This window comes from Bartonella sp. PS7NMGDW (assembly GCF_042193585.1).
GTDB classification, from domain to species: Bacteria; Pseudomonadota; Alphaproteobacteria; order Rhizobiales; family Rhizobiaceae; genus Bartonella; species Bartonella grahamii.
This window is the reverse complement of the sequence record NZ_JBHILX010000001.1, coordinates 280880-299503: the sequence shown is the minus strand read 5'-3', so window position 1 is coordinate 299503 and position 18624 is coordinate 280880. Positions and strand designations below refer to the sequence as shown.

Below are 18624 nucleotides of genomic sequence, written 5' to 3'. Positions count from 1 at the left end.
TTATTTCACTTTATTATGGAGAGATGGCTGAGTGGTTGAAAGCACCGCACTCGAAATGCGGCATAGGGGCAACTCTATCGGGGGTTCAAATCCCTCTCTCTCCGCCAAAGTTTATAAAGCGACATTATTAAAATGTCTTTAATCGTAGCTTGCCGGTGAATTCTGTATGTTTTTACCTAGTGTAGTTTATCAGCAGGTTTTGTACCAATCCATTTTTCAAAAGGTCTTCAAGACTTTTCAAAGCTCTTTATCGTTTGTGCGAATAAATTCTCATTTTTACAATTTTTTCACTTTTTTGTTTTATTTTACATAAATATAGTTCAGATAATTAAGAGAATGCATAGTAAAATTGCAGAATTATCTCATATTTCTCTCTCATTCTACTTTTGCTTAGTTAGTACAAAAACTACTGTAAAATCATATTTATTTTGCACGTCTTGCTTGAATATGTGCTAGCAACCCTAATGTTGAACTATCACGATTATCCGCTTTACTTTCGCCACGAAGAATTGGTAGTAACTCGTTTGCTAATTCTTTACCAAGTTCAACACCCCATTGATCAAATGAATTAATATTCATTAAAATCCCTTCAACAAAAGTACGATGTTCATAAAGCGCAATAAGACGACCGAGTGCAAAAGGTGTTAATAAATCTTGAACTAGCGTAATGCTGGGACGGTTTCCTTTAAAACTCCTATGAAGTGCTAAATGATCTGCTTCACCCTCATCAACTCCATTTTTTATCAAGATATGCCGAGCATCTTCAATACTACGCCCCTTCATCAATGCTTTTGATTGTGCTAAACCGTTTGCTAGCAACATCTCATACATAGAATGTAAATTTTGCTCATGCCCTTTTATAAATAAAATAAATTCTACAGGAATAATATCTGTTCCTTGATGCAGAAGCTGAAAAAAAGCATGTTGACTATTTGTTCCTGAATCCCCCCAAACAATCGGACCACTTGAAAAACTTAATGGTTTTCCATCCAGCGAGACTTGCTTACCATTTGATTCCATATCAAGCTGTTGTAAATAAGCTGGAAAATGTATTAAACGCTGTGCATAAGGAATGATAGAACGTGATGAATAACCACAAATAACACGATGCCAGAATCCTAAAAGAGCAAAACGAATAGGAATATTTTTATGCAAAGGCATTGTTTTAAAATGTTGGTCCATTTGCAATGCACCATTGAGAAATTGGCGAAAATTTCCACCACCTATTGCAAACATAACAACAAGTCCAATGGCCGACCAAATTGAATAACGTCCTCCCACCCAATTCCAAAATTTAAAAACTCTTGTGGAATCTATGCCAAATTCTGCTACTTTATCAAGCGCACTTGAAACAGCAATAAAATGCGTACCAATGGCTTCTTCTCCTAAATGTGAACAAATCCACTGACGTGCAACTTGAGCATTTACCATTGTTTCAGCCGTTGTAAAAGTTTTAGAAGCAATGACAAACAGCGTTGTTGCTGGATTCAAAATAGAGAGAGTATCAGAAATATGGGCACTGTCAGCATTAGAAACAAAATGACACTGTGGACCATCATGATAAGGTTTTAAAGCATATGTGACCATTGCAGGACCAAGATCAGAACCTCCAATACCAATATTGACAATATCACTTATTCTCTCGCCACTGTTTCCCTTATAGCTGCCATCACGCACCTTTTCAGAAAATCTTTCCATATCTTCAAGGACGTCTTGAATATCGCGAATAAGATTATGACCATCCAACATGAAAATTTCATCCGCAGGTAAACGTAACGCAATATGAAGAACTGAGCGTTTTTCAGTTGTATTAATAGCCTTACCAGAAAACATTGCGTCACGCCGGCCTAACACATCTGCTGCGACAGCTAAATCATCTAGAAGTTGCAATGTTTTAAATGTCACACCACATTTTGAAAAATCGAAAAGAAGATCATCGAGTCTGAGGGAAAAATGGGAAAAACGCTGTTCATCTTCTATAAAATGTCGACGAATATCATAGACCCCATCCTTTGCTGCATGGTTTCTTAAAGCTTTTAATGTGGCCTCAAAAGCCTTTTCATTTCGAATCGAAAAGCTATCTCCCATAAGCTTATCCTATACGGTTATTGATAATGAAATCTATGCCCAAACCATAACAAAGCAGAAAGCGTCTCCTTTATTGCTCGCTATTTTCACTGCTCACATGAAAATGAAGGAATATACAAAATAAAAGGATAAGATCCGAAAATGATATTTTTACAAGAATAAACTTTCAAATCTTTTCTATCAGATACATCATTTAACTTGATTGAGTTCTTTTATTAAGCGTAAATCTTCCTCTGCTTTCGGTCTTATAAACCGCCCTAAAAAAAGATAAACAACCGGTGTGACATAAAGCGTAAAAATAGTTGCTAAACCTAAGCCACCAACGATAACCCAACCTAAAGCTATACGAGCCTCTGCGCCAGCACCTTTGGCTAAAACCAAAGGAATACCTCCTAAAATGGCACAAATCATTGTCATACAAACTGGACGAAGTCGAATATTTGCTGCTTCTTCTACGGCTTCACGCACGCTTCTTCCCTGATCTCGTAATTGATCCGCAAATTCAACAATGAGAATACCATTTTTTGCCATAACGCCAATTAACAAAATTAGTCCAATTTGGCTGTAAATATTAAGACTCACACCACTTAATAGCATAGCAATTACAGCACAACCAATCCCTAATGGGACCGTAGCCATGATAATGAATCCTGAAATAAAACTTTCAAACTGAGCAGCCAAAATCAATAAAATAATCAAAAAAGCAATGCCAAAAACAATCATAAAATTGGAAGATGTTTCATTAAGCGTTTCAGCTTCTCCTAAGGGAACCACGTAGATTCCTTTTGATAACAAAGGAGAAGCAATTTTCTGTACAGTTTGATAAGCTTCCCCTAAAGCGATACCTGGAGCAAGATTTGCGCTTAAAATAACAGCGCTCATGCGTTTTTCCCGTTTTAATTGGGGAGCGATAGCTTTTTCATGTAAATGCGCAATAACCGATAAAGGAACATATCGATTGTCTTTAGTCTTTAAGAAAATATTTTCTAAATCACTAGGACTCTTCATAGAATTTTTACGCGATATCAATTTAACATCGTAAGAATGATCATCCACGTTAATGGAACCAATCTTTTTACCATCCAACATTGCTTGTAATGTATCGCCCAAATTGGTGATATCAATCCCTAAATCGGAGGCTTTTTTTCGATTGATTTCAATAAAAAATTGCGGTTGTGTTGCATCAACAGTAAGACGTGGTCGAATAAAACGCGGATCATCTTGTAAAGCACTCACCAGCTTATCAGCAATGGGTTGTAGTGTTGCATAATCGTTGCCAAGAATTGCAAATTGTAATCCTTGCCCAGTTCCTCTCACACCTAGAGAATTTCCCTCCGCAGCAAACACAAAAACTGCGGGAAACTGTCTAACCTTTGCATTAACATCTTTCACAATTTCTTGCTGACTACGTAAACGTTCATCCCAAGATGAAAGCAATAAAAGCAAAAAAGCAGTATTGGGTGAACCACCAATACCCGCAATAGAGTAACTGTTAGCAATCTCCCCTGCATCACGTAATGGCTGTAGACTTGCTTCAATTTGCTCTACCTGTTCGTTCAAATATTGTGTTGAAATACCTTGTGGTCCATTAATAACCAAAAAGATAAAAGCTCTGTCTTCTGCTGGCGTTAATTCCTGTTTCAGCTTCATATAGCCTCCAACACAAAGACCCCCAAAAATAAGTGAAGCAAAAACAACAGCCCAAGGTTTTTCTAAACACTTATGCAAACTGTAAGTATATGCCTTATGAAAAAAAGTACCTAATTTATATAAAAAAGTAAAATAATGATGGGACTTTTCCTCTTTCTCCTCAACATGTTCTTTGAGAAAACGTGAAGCCAACATGGGACAAAGCGTTAAAGCAACAATTGAAGAAAGCAAAATAGAAATTGCCAAGACAAAACCGAATTCTCTAAAAAGCCCTCCAACTTGCCCAGGAAGAAAGGAAATAGGAACAAATACAGCCACTAAAGTCAATGTTGTTGCGACAACAGCAAAAAAAACTTCACGTGTTCCTAACACCGCTGCAGCTCTGGAACCTAACCCCATATTGCGCCATCGAACAATATTTTCCAGAACAACAATGGCATCATCCACAACAAGCCCTGTTGCTAAAACAAGTCCTAAAAATGTGAGAATATTCAATGAAAATCCCACAAGATAAATAGCTGCAATGGTACCAATTAAGGCAACAGGAAGAGATAAAGCAGGTATCAGTGTTACACGAATATCTCTGAGAAAAAGAAAAATGACTAAAATAACGCTCAAAATAGCAATGACCAACGCAACCTCAACCTCATGAAGAGCACTTTTAATAAAAATTGCATCGTCATTAATAACGTCTATATGTACAGAAGAAGGAACAATACTTTTGAGATTATCAACAACGGCTCTTACACCTTGAGAAATATTAAGCGTGTTGGATTGTGCTTTCCGCACGATACCTAATCCAATACCCGTCTTTCCATTGACACGAAGAATAACCGTTTCTATATCCGGCGATAAAGTAACATGCGCAACATCACCAAGATGCACATGAGGCTTTAAAACAACTTGTTCAAAAGATTCTGGTGTTGTTAGACGTGCAGTGGCACGGACAACTAAAGTTTGCTTAGAATTGCGTAATGATCCTACTGGCACATCCGTTGTCATATCAGCAAGAACACGTGAAATATCTGCTACAGTTAATCCATAACTTGCAAGTCTTGCTTGATCTATATCAATCTGAAAAATCTTTGTGCGAGCACTATCAACCTGTACATCACCAACACCATCAACAGCAGAAATTGCATCAACAATCTGATCATTTACAATCGTTGTTAAATCATCAATGCTCATTGTTGGTGACGTCACAACCAAATACATCATAGCAGCAGCATTCGAATCTGCTTTAATGATCAGAGGGGTATCTGCATTTTTTGGTAAAGAATAAGCAATACGAGACAGAGCATCACGAATATCAGATGCCGCTACATTCAAATCAACACCGACATTAAAATTAATTTGCACACGAGAGCGTCCAAAAGAAGATGTTGAAGAAATTGTCTTAACACCTGAAACACGAGAAACAGCATCTTCTATAATTTTTGTTACTTCACGATCAATGGTTTCTGCTGATGCACCAGAAAACATCGTCACAATCGTTGTTACTGGAGTATCAACATCGGGTAATTCTCTTACATCAACATTCAACCATGCTGCAAATCCTGCAATGATGATCATAGCATTTAAAACAAAAGTAAAAACCGGTCTGCGAATAAATAAGGCAATGAGACCACCTTGCTCCACCTTTGACATAGGCTGTTTTGTGCTTAATTCTTGGCTCATTGTATATCCGTTCCATAAACCGCTGATAATTGCTGTTGATGGGACTTTGGGTCATCAATAGTTACTTTACTTCCTGGATAAAGCATTTGCACCCCTTGAATGACAACTTGATCACCCTTTTCTAGGGGAGCTTTCACGAAAACCTGATCCGCTTTATGCTGAATAATTGATACGGGAATAGACTCTACTTTTCCTTCTCTCACACGCCAAACGAATGACCCTTTACTATTCCATTGAACCGCAAGAGGATTAACGACAGGAAAAGAACCACCATGAAATTGCAATACAACAGAAAAGGACATACCAGACATGAGCGTATCTTTTTCATTATTGATTTCAACCTGAGCATGAAGCGTGCGACTTTCTGGATCAACAATATTATCAATCGCATAAATATGACCAACAAACGATTTATCTGGCTGCGCAGTTAATGTTGCCGTTACCTCATCTCCTTTATGGATGCGCGACACATATCGTTCAGGGGCCCATATATCGACCAAAATACGTTCTCTATTCTCAATACGCCCTATTACGGTATTAAGGGTCACGTTATTCCCCACATCAACGGGCAAAATACCAACAACTCCAGGAATCGGTGCACGAATTGTTCGCCGATCGAGATCTAATTCAGCATTACGCAAAACTAAATTTGCGTTATCCAACTCTAAACGTGCTGTAATTTCTTGGACTTCCGTTGCTGTATTGCTGGCGCGTAATTTAAGAATGCGCGAAAGCGTTAATGCATTATTATCACGTTGTACTTTTGCTTTTGCAGCCGCTATTTCCTCTTTTTTAGAATCAAGCTTTGCAATCACATCATCGACTTGTACTTTTGTACCAGCAGATACAAAAAGCTTATCAATAACACCTGAGGATAAAGGGGTAAGATCGACTTCTGCAAGAGCTTTTCCACTCCCAAGAACGTTAAGTTGTTCATAAAAATCTTGAACTTTTACAAGATCAACAACAACATTCGCCGGTGGTCTTCCCATTTTTTCCTTTGAAGCTTTATACGATACTCTTGTTTTATCTACCATAGAAATGGGTTGTTCTGCACTCTTTTTTCCAGCCCAATAAGTAACCGTTAAAACGACGATTAAAAATACCAACGGAAAGCTCTTTTTTAATAACGCCATACATCCACCCTTGCTGTGTCATGTTCATCTGAAATAGTTTTCAACAGTAATATCGGCGTTTTACACAAAAACCAAACAGCGGGTGTATATATCTTACCCCCCACCGCAAAAAACACATCTCATCTTTGCTTGACTATCTTTCATAGATTAAAACGTCAAGTTAACTATCGTTCATATTGCTTTGTACGGTCACAACAAAAAATGATTATATCAAAACCAACTGAAACCATAATATATTATATCCTTTTTTAAAATATCTCATAAAAAAGAGAGATTTTTTTTATGACGCCCCAAGTTTCACTTGCATTTCTTTAATGAAACGATTAGGAACCCTTTGTCGTAGATAATGTAAAAAACTGAAATGTATGCACCCGTAGCTCAGCTGGATAGAGCACCAGACTACGAATCTGGGGGTCAGGAGTTCGAATCTCTTCGGGTGCGCCATCTATCAATAGTATCTTCTTATAAATTCAGGCTCTTTAAATCCTTTATTTTGTGATTTATTTTTGCCTATCTTTGTTTTTTGTATTTTGTTACTTTATTCTGTTGTGAGTCGTTTCTTTAGCCATTTTGCTAGAATAAGATGTTATGAGTCCTTCAATTCAGCTCCAAGGTGCTTTTATTAGCTAATAATCATAACGATTGCATAAGCAGCGTGTGTTGTTTTCTTTTTTCGATCTATGCGCTTGTTTTTAGTCTCTTCCGGATTATACTCTTTAATCAGTTAGATAATTTTTTGCGTGCTTATTTCTAATTTTTCCATAACTAGATGTTTCTGGATATTTTATTCTTAGCAATCCCATCTTAATAGGGACTTCAGATGTGCCGCCATAAAACACTTATGGTATCCATTAATATCATTAGACATTTTGTTGCAAACCAAAGCTTCTTTTCGAGATATTTTTAATTGAATTAAACATATCTTTACTGCTTAAAAGCAAAGAAACTCTTTTTCCTAAAAAACAATGAAACTCTTCTCGTGCTTCTTTAGCATTATCTCTTGCATAGCATGTCATCGACTTCTATGATATCCTAACACTTTCTGTTCTCTATGAATTCTTCTAATTAATCCATGGGGTACAGATCTCGAACATTAATAAAAGATAAGTTTAAAGAATTTTTCCATGCCTAAAACAGATATTGAAATTGCTCGCACTGCTAAAAAGCAGCATATTATTGAAATTGCACAAAAAATTGGTATCTCACATGAAAATCTCATTCCCTATGGCCATGATAAAGCTAAAATTTCTTCTGAATACATAAAATCGCTTGATAAAAATCCAGATGGTAAACTTATCCTCGTCACAGCTATCAACCCCACACCTGCCGGAGAAGGCAAAACAACAACAACAGTTGGACTAAGTGATGCTCTTAATCTTATTGGTAAAAAAACAATAGCTACCTTGAGAGAACCGTCTTTAGGTCCCTGTTTTGGTGTAAAAGGTGGTGCTGCTGGTGGTGGTTATGCGCAAGTCGTTCCAATGGATGACCTTAATTTACATTTTACCGGTGATTTTCATGCTATTACAGCTGCTCATAATCTTCTTGCCGCAATAATAGATAATCATCTTTATTGGGGAAATACTCTAAACATTGATCCACGTCGCATTGTTTGGAAACGCGTTCTTGATATGAATGACCGCGCATTGCGCGATATTGTTATTTCATTGGGGGGCATAACAAATGGTTTTCCACGCCAAACAGGTTTTGATATTACTGTTGCGTCAGAAATTATGGCACTTCTTTGTCTCTCTGAAAATTTAGAAAACCTTACACAAAGACTCAAAAAAATTATTGTTGCTTATCGTTATGATAAAACGCCCATCACCGTTTCTGATCTCAATGCAGAAGGTGCAATGGCAGTTCTTCTCAAGGATGCTATACAACCCAATCTCGTACAGACAATTGAAAATAACCCTGTTCTCGTTCATGGAGGACCTTTTGCCAACATTGCTCATGGTTGCAATTCAGTTATAGCAACAAAAACTGCTTTAAAACTTGCTGATTATGTTGTCACAGAAGCAGGGTTTGGAGCAGATCTTGGAGCAGAAAAGTTCTTCAATATCAAATGTAGGCAAGCAGGTATTGTACCAAATGCTACAGTGATCGTCGCAACTATTCGTGCATTAAAAATGAATGGTGGTGTGGATAAAAATAACCTGACAGAAGAAAATATCACCGCTTTAGAAAAAGGAACAGCCAATCTTTTACGACATATAAAGAATATGGAGCACTACGGTATTCCTTGTGTTGTGGCTATCAATCATTTTGACAGCGATAGCGATGCTGAAATAAAAACATTACAAAAAATAGTTGCAACAACTGGACACAAAGCTATTATCTGTAAGCATTGGGAACAAGGTGGAAAAGGCGCTATAGAACTTGCACAAGAACTCGTTACCTTGATTGAAGAAAAACATTCTCATTTTAAAGTTTTATATCAAGATAATATTCCACTCGTTCAAAAAATTAATTGTATTATAACAAAGCTATACGGTGGGCGTGGCGCCATCATCCCAGCCCCTATTCTCAAACAACTTGAATCTTGGGAAAAAGAAGGTTTTGGTGCCTACCCTATTTGTATGGCAAAAACACCTTATTCTTTTTCTTCTGATCCCAAGCAATATGGTGCTCCTGTTGATTTTGAAATTCCCGTACGTGAAGTTCGTCTCTCCGCAGGAGCCGGCTTTATTGTTGTCATTTGTGGAGATGTTATGACCATGCCGGGACTACCCCATTATCCCACGGCTGAAAAAATTCATCTTGACGAAAATGATCAAATACAAGGACTTTCATAAATTTATAACCGTAAAATTTTATCATTCATTATAAAAAGTGTTTTATTGCAAAAAGAATAGAATTTTAAAAAGCGATATAGACAAATGTCTTATTTATATGATATAGGTGCTTGTCCTTTTGGATATGCCTTTAAAAGGACGTAGGTTTTTCCTATCATTTATGACACTGAAAAAAGCAGGATAGATAGTGCAAGTACTCGTTCGTGATAATAATGTTGACCAAGCGCTCCGTGCGTTGAAAAAAAAGATGCAGCGTGAAGGTATCTTCCGTGAAATGAAAATGCGTAGTTATTATGAGAAGCCATCTGAGAAGCGTGCTCGTGAAAAAGCTGAAGCTATTCGTCGTACACGTAAGCTTGCTCGTAAGCGTGCGCAAAGAGAAGGTTTTGTTAGTAACGGACGAACTGTTGCGGTAAAGTAATATACTTTATGCAATTGCGTAAGCAGTAGATAATAAGCTTCCAGAAAATTTTATCTTCATAGGCGGTTGCAATAAATTGCTTGTGTATGGTTTTTTGTGTACAATGTTATCTAATATGTTAGTTATCTGAAAATAATAAGGTTTCTGTCATAGGGGTGGTTTTTTCATTCTTATATTTCAAAAAACAGATAACAAATTACGCTTTAGATATTTAAGCGACTTGTTCTTATGTGAATTGAGTGTAGGGTGTTTTATTATCACTTTTCGCTATAATTTTTCTCCTTCCGGATATCTCTTAAGTAACTGTTTCTTATGTATAAATTTCATGATGATTTTCTTTTTTTGTCATTAAATATTCTACATCTTTCGAAGATGCTAGATCAGATTGCAAAACAAAAGTAACTATCGCAATATGCGATTGTGTATACAAATATGATATCAAATGCATAATCCTCTTTCCCTTCAGTTATGTAACAAAACGATATAATTCCATAACTTTTTATATCCCTTGACTCTGTCTCTCTAAACGATGACGAATTTCAACCACTGCACTACAGATTCTTTTTTCTTGATAAATTTCTTCTATTCATCACTTATGTAATGACCCCCATAAGTGTATCGAATAAGCCCCTCTATTTCATTCAACTTTCTTCTATACTGAGTTATAGAAAAAGAAAATTAACAATAAACAGAGAAAACACTGTATTTTAATATGGATGAATGTGCCTTTTATTACCATTTTTAATGGAAATATATTTACAACTCAAATAACGAGTTAAAGTTTTTAACGCGTTTATTTATCGTTATAAGTAATCGTTTTTCATATTAAGTAATAATTCTGAATAACGTGAAGTTTCTCAACACCTTCTTATTTTCTCAACACCTTCTTATATTGAATCAATCAAGATTATTTCTTGTACATCATAAGCAGGGTTAGTATGCAAATAGAATAAAAGCTATTTAAGAAAAAAATAAAAATGCTTCTTATGAACGCCATAAATAATAAGAACTACGTAACATTGAGAGCTCCTAAAGGTATAATGGATCGAGCTTATCTACCATACCGATAAGCATTATCATGGCATGAAATTATAGTATAGCAAATTTTATAAAATGGATTATCACGAAAAACTGTCCTGTTAAAATCAGCCCTTCATATATCAATCTACTTCATAATTTTTCTCATATTTTTAAGCTTAACTGTTTTATTCATCGTATTATTTTGTCCATTCAAAACTTCTTTTCAAGCCACATGATAACCCCTTTACTGAACAGCTCTTTGTATAATATGCATATATGTACTTTTACTTCGAGAAACAAACTCAGAAAAGAGATGCAATACTTTAGCCCTAATTTCCTGTACAAAAATTGCTATGGACCCAGTATACTTTACTGTTTTATCACGCGTACAGCTGCATAAAAATCCAGTTTTTATTTATATTTATCCCCTTATAAACAAGATAAGCACTAAAAAATACAAACTTTTGTTTTCCTTATTTTGCTATTCTCGTAACAATTTTTTCATTGTTTAGATCTCTTTAACGAGCGATATGTCATAATTTTAGTCTTATATTTCAGATTTTAAATTTCCAATATATGACGAAATAAAGGAGTTCAGTGTGCAAAATTCTCGTTGGTTTCGCGTTTCAATGCTCGCATCATGTATCTTAATAACAACAGTCATTGTATTGGGTTCACCTCATTTGTTGCACGCACAAACATTTAATCAAAATTTAGGGCCCAGTGGTTTACCACTTCCGCGATTTGCTTCGATTAAACCCACCAGCGTTAATGTGCGCGTCGGACCAGGAAGCAACTATTCTATCATTTTTACCTACAAAAAGAAGGGCTTGCCTATTGAAATCATTCAAGAATATGATCAATGGCGCAAAATTCGTGATGCAGAAGGCGATGAGGGGTGGGTGTATCAATCGCTTTTATCGGGAAAGCGAACTGCTATAACTATTCCATGGCAAAAAGATAAAACAAAAAGGCTGATGCTCCGAAAAAACCCCACCGACAACGCAGAGCTTGTGGCAGAAGTAGAACCTAATGTCATTGGCAATATCCGCCAATGTGATGGACAATGGTGCGAACTAAACATTAATAATATGCGCGGATGGCTTCAGCAACCCCAGTTATGGGGAATCTATCCTGATGAAAAAGTAAAAGGTTGGTAAATGCACAAACTCATTAAATTTAATTTTTATTCCTCATTGAATATCCTCACTGCCTATCACAAGATTGATTTTTTGGTTTCAATCGCACGATCAAATCAACATGTGAAATTTCCATACCTTCTGGTGGCTTAGGCAAATTTCTAATAATGGGAGCTTCTTCCAAATTGTAAGGAATATCAAGAATACGATTTTCACCTTCTATATAAAAATGGTAGTGATCAGAGGTATTGGTATCAAACCAAGTTTTTGAGCCTTCTACGGCAATAATCCGTAATAATCCCGCTTCCGTAAATTGATGAAGCGTATTATAAACCGTTGCTAAAGATACAGGTACACCTGCCCTCACTGCTTCCTCATAGAGCTCTTCAGCAGTAATATGACGATTTCCTTGAGAAAAAATCATATGCGCAAGTTCCAACCGCTGACGTGTTGGACGCAAACCATTCTGACGCAAACGTTTTTCTAACATAGAAATGGAATAATATTGCACAATTTTTCCACACTCTTTTGTGAACTGTTGCTCTTCATTCATATCTAAATCGTCTGCACTCACTGACATATTACAAACCCAAATATATTCCTGCTAAATAAGATCAAAATACAAAAAAATGGGAATAGTATGGTGTAATCTTGTATTCCATTTTTAAATAATTACCTGTGTAGAATACATAAAAAAGGCCTTTTGTCATTAAAAATGATATAAAATCATTTCCCTCTCTTTAAAATTTGCTCTAAAAGTAGGTTGGGAAAAGCGCAGAAATAAAAATATATGCAAATAAATGGAGTAACAATGGCTGAACAAAAGTCTCGCTACACTTATGAAGAGCTTCTAAGCTGCGCTCGCGGCGAAATGTTTGGTAAAGGTAATGCGCAATTGCCAGCACCGCCAATGTTAATGATTCATCGAATCACTCAAATTAGTGAAACTGATGGTAAATACGATAAAGGAATGGTTCGCGCCGAATTTGACATTACACCAGACCTGTGGTTCTTTAATTGTCACTTTATAGGCGATCCCGTCATGCCAGGATGTCTCGGACTGGATGGTATGTGGCAATTGACAGGATTTTTTCTTGGTTGGCTAGGCGAACCAGGAAAAGGAAGAGCGATATCAACAGGTGAAGTAAAGTTATCAGGGATGGTAACTCCACAAACCAAAATTCTTGAATATGAAATAGATTTTAAGCGTATTCGGCGTGGAAATTTAGTCTTAGGAATAGCTGATGGGTGGCTAAAAGCAGATGGAGAGACTATTTATAAGGCGAGTGATTTACGCGTTGCTTTATTCAAAGAAGATTGAACGTTATTTCCGTCAGAAAGAACTTTTCACTATTCTGTATGGAACGAGGAGGTATGAATGCGTCGAGTTGTTGTAACTGGAATGGGAATTGTCTCCGCGATTGGAAATGGACCTGAAGCTGTTTTAACCAGTTTACGTGAAGCAAAATCCGGAATTTCTTACGCACCTCAATATGCCGAATTAGGCTTTCGTAGCAGAGTTTACGGCAAACCTGATATTAATATAGAAGAACTCGTAGATCGACGTGCTCTACGTTTTCATGGGCGTGGAACAGCATGGAATCACATCGCCATGGATCAGGCAATTGCTGATGCGGGTCTAGAACCGCATGAAGTATCGAATGAACACACGGGTATTATTATGGGTTCTGGAGGTGCTTCAACTCAGTCAATCGTTGAGGCTGCTGATATTACACGCCAAAAAGGTCCAAAACGCATCGGTCCTTTTGTTGTGCCTAAAGTGATGAGTTCCACGGCATCCGCAACACTTGCAACTTTTTTTAAAATTAAGGGCGTAAACTATTCAATCTCTTCCGCATGTGCTACATCCAATCATTGTATCGGCAATGCTTATGAAACAATCCAATATGGAAAACAAGATCGCATTTTTGCTGGTGGTTGCGAAGATCTGGATTGGACATTATCTGTTTTATTCGATGCTATGGGTGCTATGTCCAGCAAATATAATGATGTACCAGAAAAAGCTTCGCGTGCTTATGACGCTAATCGTGATGGATTTGTTATTGCTGGTGGCGCTGGCGTTTTGGTTCTTGAAGAACTAGAAGTCGCTAAAGCGCGTGGTGCAAAAATCTATGGAGAAATTGTTGGTTATGGCGCTACATCCGATGGATACGATATGGTCTCTCCGTCGGGTGAGGGAGCAGAACGGTGCATGCGCATGGCACTTGCGACCGTCAAAAATAAGATTGATTATATCAATCCCCATGCAACAGCAACACCTGTTGGTGATCCTCCTGAAATAGAAGCGATCCGCCGTATCTTCGGAGCAGGTGATCAATGCCCGCCAATTTCTGCCACAAAATCTCTGACTGGTCATTCCTTGGGTGCAGCTGGTGTTCAAGAAGCAATCTACACACTGTTAATGATGCAGCATAATTTTATTTGTGAAAGTGCCCATATTGAAGAACTTGATCCAGCTTTTGCTGATATGCCAATCGTTCGTAAACGACGTGATCATCAACAACTGAATACCGTATTGTCAAATACTTTTGGCTTTGGCGGTACCAATGCAACGCTTGTTTTCCAACGCTATGAATAAACACACGTTCTTAGTAATTGAAAAAAGTACGGTCTTACGGAGAATAATATGAAAGGTTTGATGGAGGGCAAACGTGGCCTTATTATGGGGATTGCGAATGACCATTCAATTGCTTGGGGCATTGCCTGTCAGCTCGCACAAGCAGGAGCTGAATTAGCATTGACTTATCAAGGGAATGCTTTTGGAAAACGTGTTCAGCCTCTAGCTGATAAACTTGGCTGCAAATTAGTGCTAGAGTGTGATGTTGAAAAAATTGAAAATATTGACTACGTCTTTGAGCAACTTGAAAAAGAATGGAAAACTATTGATTTTATTGTCCATGCCATTGGTTTTTCAGATAAAACTCAGCTAAAAGGACGTTATGTTGATGTTACAACACGTGAAAACTTCCAACGCACGATGGTTATTTCAGCTTATTCCTTTACTGAAATTGCCCAGCGCGCGGGTAGGCTTATGCCCAATGGAGGAACACTTTTAACTCTTACCTACGGTGCTTCACAGCAAGTTGTGCCTAATTATAACATCATGGGTGTTGCTAAAGCAGCTCTAGAAGCTATGGTACGTTATTTAGCAGCGGACTTTGGTCCTCAAAATATCCGTGTCAATGCGATTTCCGCTGGTCCTGTTAGAACTTTAGCAGGTAATGGTATTGCAGCTGCACGTGCAATATTTTCACATCAACGCCGTAATGCCCCATTACGTCGTACCGTAAATATTCATGAAATTGGAAAATCTGCTCTTTATCTACTCTCTGACTTATCATCAGGTGTTACAGGTGAAATCCATTATGTTGATTCAGGCTATAACATCATGTCTATGCCAATACTTGAAGAGCTGAAAAAAAGTGATGATACTCAGGAAGGATAAAAATCATCGCACTTAGAAAAATATGACGTAAGGCACGTGTGCAGGTCTTTATAAGAATAAGTCTAATACAAAACCAGATACCTTGTTTTGCAAAGTGTTTCATAAAAATCCGGAATATTTCTTCAATCCATGGTTGATAAATTTTGTATTTTATGACGTTATTTACCTTACTAAAGCATACGCTTTTGCTGTTGCTTATAAATCAATCCCCAGCCCTCGCAGTGTGAAACAGAGATTAGGGGATTATTAAAATCCTTAGCTTCAGCTTTTGTATACCAGATTGAAAAAAATATTGCCTACCGTTTTATTTATTCTTGAAACGCAAAGGCAATCTAATTTAGGAAGAATATGAAGGCGTAAAGAAATCAATCATTAATCTGACTATTATTCTTTAATGAGGCTTTACAATTTTAAAAGCACCCACACAATATTTTTTTAAATAAGGGAGGTTACGCTTTACCTCACACCTTTATTTTCTCGTTCTTTAATGAAAGCATTTCTCTGATATATCAGGTAAAATAGAACGCCCAAAAACACTACGGCTGTTGCTCCTTCATGCATTTTTTTAAAAGATATCTCTCAATACACGCAATTCCATTTCACAATGGTATCTGTAGAACGTATAAAAATCCCCGTGAAGTACATAAATCCTTTTTGCTCCACCATTTTAATGTTTATAAAAATGACAAACCGACACCATCATTTTACTTGCCATGTTCTAATGTTGAAACACCCCTTGATGCTTGAGATGATTCATTAGAAGTATTTTTAATAATTTTTATCCACATACTAACCCGCTTGTGACAAGCAAACACATATTTTTAATTAATTCAATACAAAAATAAAATGAATTATTCATATAAATCAATTTTTTATCTTTATAATCACATTATTTTTTCAGTTTAAATGACAGCCACAAATAAGTACAATAACATTTTTTCAATTTTAGATTTTCAAATTTATAATTCCAAAAGTCATTTCTTGCATATAAAAAACAGAATTGACATGTGAGAAAATAAAAGGCGTAAACATCTCTACGGAACAGGCTCAAGTGCCAAGAGCTGTCTCAAGGTAGGATGTGTGATGATGCTCGGCTTCCTCCTTCATAAACATAAAGATGGGGACGTGCACAATGGCTTTATCGTTACACTATTTACGGTCACCGTCGCGAATTGGGCTTGGGAGTTTTAAGAGAGGTCTCTTTAAAACAAGCGCGTAAATATACAACAGCAATAGTGTTTTATTTTGGGCGTTCTATTTTACCTGACACATCAAGGTGTGAGGTAATCTCCATTATTTAAAAGATATGCTTTAGATAGCGTAAAACTGAATTTAAAAATGATGGTAGAAATGGAAACTGGTTTTCATCTTTAAAATTTCATCTTCTTCCCAAATTAGATTGTCTTCTTGTTTTAAAGAATTACACAAACAGAGACACACGATATCCCTGCCCCTATCGAGATATAAACGCTGTTACACGCAGCAAATAATATTGAAAATTGGATAATAGCAATGATATTTTTAGCTTATACGTTAATAAATAAGATGCTTCCACCTAATGAGTCTTGTATTATTCTGTTTGCAAATATCATTGTGAGATGAATTTAAGAGAAAATCAAAATATCTTCTTCATTACATTGCATAAATTCATTATATTACATAAACATGTGTAAGTGGAAACGATAATTTATTTTCAAAGAGATAGTTTTTAGACAAAAGCCAAAACTTTTATATTTCATCCATGTTTCATAAAGAATCGAATGATATGAATCTATAATTTCCTAGAATATGACTGTCTTATACAACCATCAATACAATCTATTTTATATGCCTATCATAGCATGTTTCTATTTTTTACAATTGGAATTATTTAAAAAAACAGGATATCATTGTATTTCATCCTTAAGAGTACGGCTTAGTAATGCGTTCGCCGCTTCAGTTATGTTTTTACCACAATAGAGAATTTGATAAATTTGTTCTACAATGGGCATTTCTATCCCAATACGTTGCGCCAACGTATGTACTTCCTTGGTATTTAAGTACCCTTCCACAACCTGACCAATTTGTTTTTCCGCTTCTTTGATATCTACTCCTTTACCAAGAAGTATTCCAAAACGGCGATTACGCGACTGATTATCAGTACATGTCAAAACCAGATCACCTAAGCCTGTCATTCCCATAAATGTGGAAAGCTCAGCACCCATAGCCCCTCCTAAACGACTGATTTCAGCTAGTCCTCGTGTGATGAGAGCTATTCGTGCATTTGCCCCAAATCCCATGCCATCTGATATTCCTGCACCAATAGCAATAACATTTTTAACTGCTCCCCCTAATTGAACGCCAATCATATCTGAACTTTTATAAACTCTAAAACTTTTGTCACAATGAAAAAGTTGCTGCAATTCTTTACCAAACTCAACATCAGAAGCTGCTATCGTCATTGCAGTAGGCCAACCAACAGCTAGTTCTTGAGCAAAAGTTGGTCCAGAAAAAACAGCTAAAGGAATTTTTTCACCTAAAATCTCACGAGCAACCTCTTGTAAGAAACGTCCGGTACCATGTTCTAAACCTTTTGTTGCCCAAATAACACGTGAATGCTGATCTAAATAAGGCTGAATGTTATACAAAACTTGATGAAATACATGGCTTGGAACAGCGATTAATATATTGTGACTTGCTACTATTGCAGTTTCAAGCGAAGCTTCAAGTAATAAATTTTCAGGAAATTGAATATCGGGTAAATATACTTTATTACAACGTTGTTCTTGTAATTCTTTGATATGTTGGGGTTTATATCCCCAAAGTAAAACATTATGACCATTACGGGCAAGAGCAATCGCTAATGCAGTACCAAAAGAACCAGCACCAATAACTGTCATTGCAACGGTTTTCATTAAGTTTTCTGATTATTCTCTAAATTTTTGATTTCAATGGCATATTATTATTACAAATAACTTTAATGCTATCTTTAATATAAATCCTGTAAATCATAAAAACGTTACCGCCTCGTAGCTTTTATCTCACACAACATAAAAACTTGTTTCTCACATTCTCTTTCTTTGTAGTAAATTGTATAAATATCACTTTTTGTATATCCTACAAACAGCTATTTATCTCAAAAATTAAGGCTTGACTAAATACTCCATGGAATTTCTCTTTTAAAATAAAAGTACATTCAAAATCATGATACTCATTCCACTGATATCTTGTACCTACCCCTCTCTTTAAT

The 18624-nt window shown here is 36.5% G+C and carries 11 protein-coding genes and 2 tRNA genes; 8 read left to right on the top strand and 5 right to left on the bottom strand.

All coding sequences use genetic code 11. The features are described 5' to 3' along the window. Positions 1 to 17 precede the first annotated feature (17 nt). A tRNA-Ser gene (locus ACFIKJ_RS01150) sits at positions 18 to 107 on the top strand. 316 nt (positions 108 to 423) lie between these two features. Here the strand turns inward: ACFIKJ_RS01150 and pgi are convergent. From pgi to ACFIKJ_RS01135, 3 genes are all read right to left on the bottom strand, one after another. After that, positions 424 to 2088 (bottom strand): glucose-6-phosphate isomerase, encoded by a 1665-nt coding sequence (gene pgi / locus ACFIKJ_RS01145; protein ID WP_375651630.1) that lies wholly within the window; start codon positions 2086 to 2088, stop codon positions 424 to 426. Between the two features lie 189 nt (positions 2089 to 2277). Then, a complete protein-coding gene (locus ACFIKJ_RS01140; RefSeq protein ID WP_375670155.1) occupies positions 2278 to 5415 on the bottom strand; it encodes an efflux RND transporter permease subunit in 3138 nt (1045 codons plus the stop codon). Then, complete coding sequence (locus ACFIKJ_RS01135; protein ID WP_273787455.1) at positions 5412 to 6551, bottom strand: efflux RND transporter periplasmic adaptor subunit; 1140 nt, start codon at positions 6549 to 6551, stop codon at positions 5412 to 5414. The genes ACFIKJ_RS01140 and ACFIKJ_RS01135 overlap by 4 nt, the downstream gene beginning before the upstream one ends. Before the next feature lie 367 nt (positions 6552 to 6918). Between ACFIKJ_RS01135 and ACFIKJ_RS01130 the strand changes: the two genes are divergently transcribed. The 4 genes from ACFIKJ_RS01130 to ACFIKJ_RS01115 all read left to right on the top strand — a co-directional run bounded on the left by ACFIKJ_RS01130 (position 6919) and on the right by ACFIKJ_RS01115 (position 11950). After that, positions 6919 to 6995: transfer RNA gene (locus ACFIKJ_RS01130), tRNA-Arg, on the top strand. Positions 6996 to 7675: 680 nt separating this feature from the next. Continuing rightward, complete coding sequence (locus tag ACFIKJ_RS01125; protein ID WP_375670154.1) at positions 7676 to 9349, top strand: formate--tetrahydrofolate ligase; 1674 nt, start codon at positions 7676 to 7678, stop codon at positions 9347 to 9349. Positions 9350 to 9536: 187 nt separating this feature from the next. After that, the gene (gene rpsU / locus ACFIKJ_RS01120) at positions 9537 to 9770 is read left to right on the top strand and encodes a 30S ribosomal protein S21 (protein ID WP_012754552.1); all 234 of its coding nucleotides are present in this window, start codon (positions 9537 to 9539) and stop codon (positions 9768 to 9770) included. A 1619-nt stretch (positions 9771 to 11389) separates the two neighbouring features. Next, on the top strand, positions 11390 to 11950 hold the full coding sequence (locus ACFIKJ_RS01115) for an SH3 domain-containing protein (RefSeq protein ID WP_375626269.1): 561 nt from the start codon (positions 11390 to 11392) through the stop codon (positions 11948 to 11950). A 46-nt stretch (positions 11951 to 11996) separates the two neighbouring features. Here the strand turns inward: ACFIKJ_RS01115 and irrA are convergent, their stop codons facing one another. Beyond that, entirely contained in the window at positions 11997 to 12509 is a 513-nt protein-coding gene (gene irrA, locus ACFIKJ_RS01110) for an iron response transcriptional regulator IrrA (protein ID WP_375626267.1), read from the bottom strand. A gap of 231 nt (positions 12510 to 12740) precedes the next feature. On the opposite strand from irrA, the gene fabA reads away from it, so the two are divergent. Genes fabA through fabI form a run of 3 tightly spaced genes read left to right on the top strand, consistent with a single transcriptional unit; the run spans position 12741 to position 15395 of the window. Further along, on the top strand, positions 12741 to 13250 hold the full coding sequence (fabA, locus tag ACFIKJ_RS01105; protein ID WP_375625418.1) for a 3-hydroxyacyl-[acyl-carrier-protein] dehydratase FabA: 510 nt from the start codon (positions 12741 to 12743) through the stop codon (positions 13248 to 13250). Between the two features lie 57 nt (positions 13251 to 13307). Continuing rightward, positions 13308 to 14528 carry a beta-ketoacyl-ACP synthase I gene (gene fabB / locus ACFIKJ_RS01100; protein WP_375619287.1) on the top strand — a complete coding sequence of 407 codons (1221 nt, stop codon included), beginning with the start codon at positions 13308 to 13310 and terminating at the stop codon, positions 14526 to 14528. Between the two features lie 48 nt (positions 14529 to 14576). Beyond that, positions 14577 to 15395 (top strand): enoyl-ACP reductase FabI, encoded by an 819-nt coding sequence (gene fabI / locus ACFIKJ_RS01095; protein WP_273787460.1) that lies wholly within the window; start codon positions 14577 to 14579, stop codon positions 15393 to 15395. Between the two features lie 1886 nt (positions 15396 to 17281). Here the strand turns inward: fabI and gpsA are convergent. Beyond that, complete coding sequence (gpsA, locus tag ACFIKJ_RS01090; protein WP_375625419.1) at positions 17282 to 18289, bottom strand: NAD(P)H-dependent glycerol-3-phosphate dehydrogenase; 1008 nt, start codon at positions 18287 to 18289, stop codon at positions 17282 to 17284. Between the last annotated feature and the right edge of the window lie 335 nt (positions 18290 to 18624).

Coding starts and splice junctions, on each gene's coding strand:
- pgi (WP_375651630.1), bottom strand. CDS start 2,088: ATGGGAGATAGCTTTTCGATTCGAAATGAAAAGGCTTTTGAGGCCACA.
- fabA (WP_375625418.1), top strand. CDS start 12,741: ATGGCTGAACAAAAGTCTCGCTACACTTATGAAGAGCTTCTAAGCTGC.
- ACFIKJ_RS01125 (WP_375670154.1), top strand. CDS start 7,676: ATGCCTAAAACAGATATTGAAATTGCTCGCACTGCTAAAAAGCAGCAT.
- fabB (WP_375619287.1), top strand. CDS start 13,308: ATGCGTCGAGTTGTTGTAACTGGAATGGGAATTGTCTCCGCGATTGGA.
- gpsA (WP_375625419.1), bottom strand. CDS start 18,289: ATGAAAACCGTTGCAATGACAGTTATTGGTGCTGGTTCTTTTGGTACT.
- ACFIKJ_RS01135 (WP_273787455.1), bottom strand. CDS start 6,551: ATGGCGTTATTAAAAAAGAGCTTTCCGTTGGTATTTTTAATCGTCGTT.
- fabI (WP_273787460.1), top strand. CDS start 14,577: ATGAAAGGTTTGATGGAGGGCAAACGTGGCCTTATTATGGGGATTGCG.
- irrA (WP_375626267.1), bottom strand. CDS start 12,509: ATGTCAGTGAGTGCAGACGATTTAGATATGAATGAAGAGCAACAGTTC.
- ACFIKJ_RS01140 (WP_375670155.1), bottom strand. CDS start 5,415: ATGAGCCAAGAATTAAGCACAAAACAGCCTATGTCAAAGGTGGAGCAA.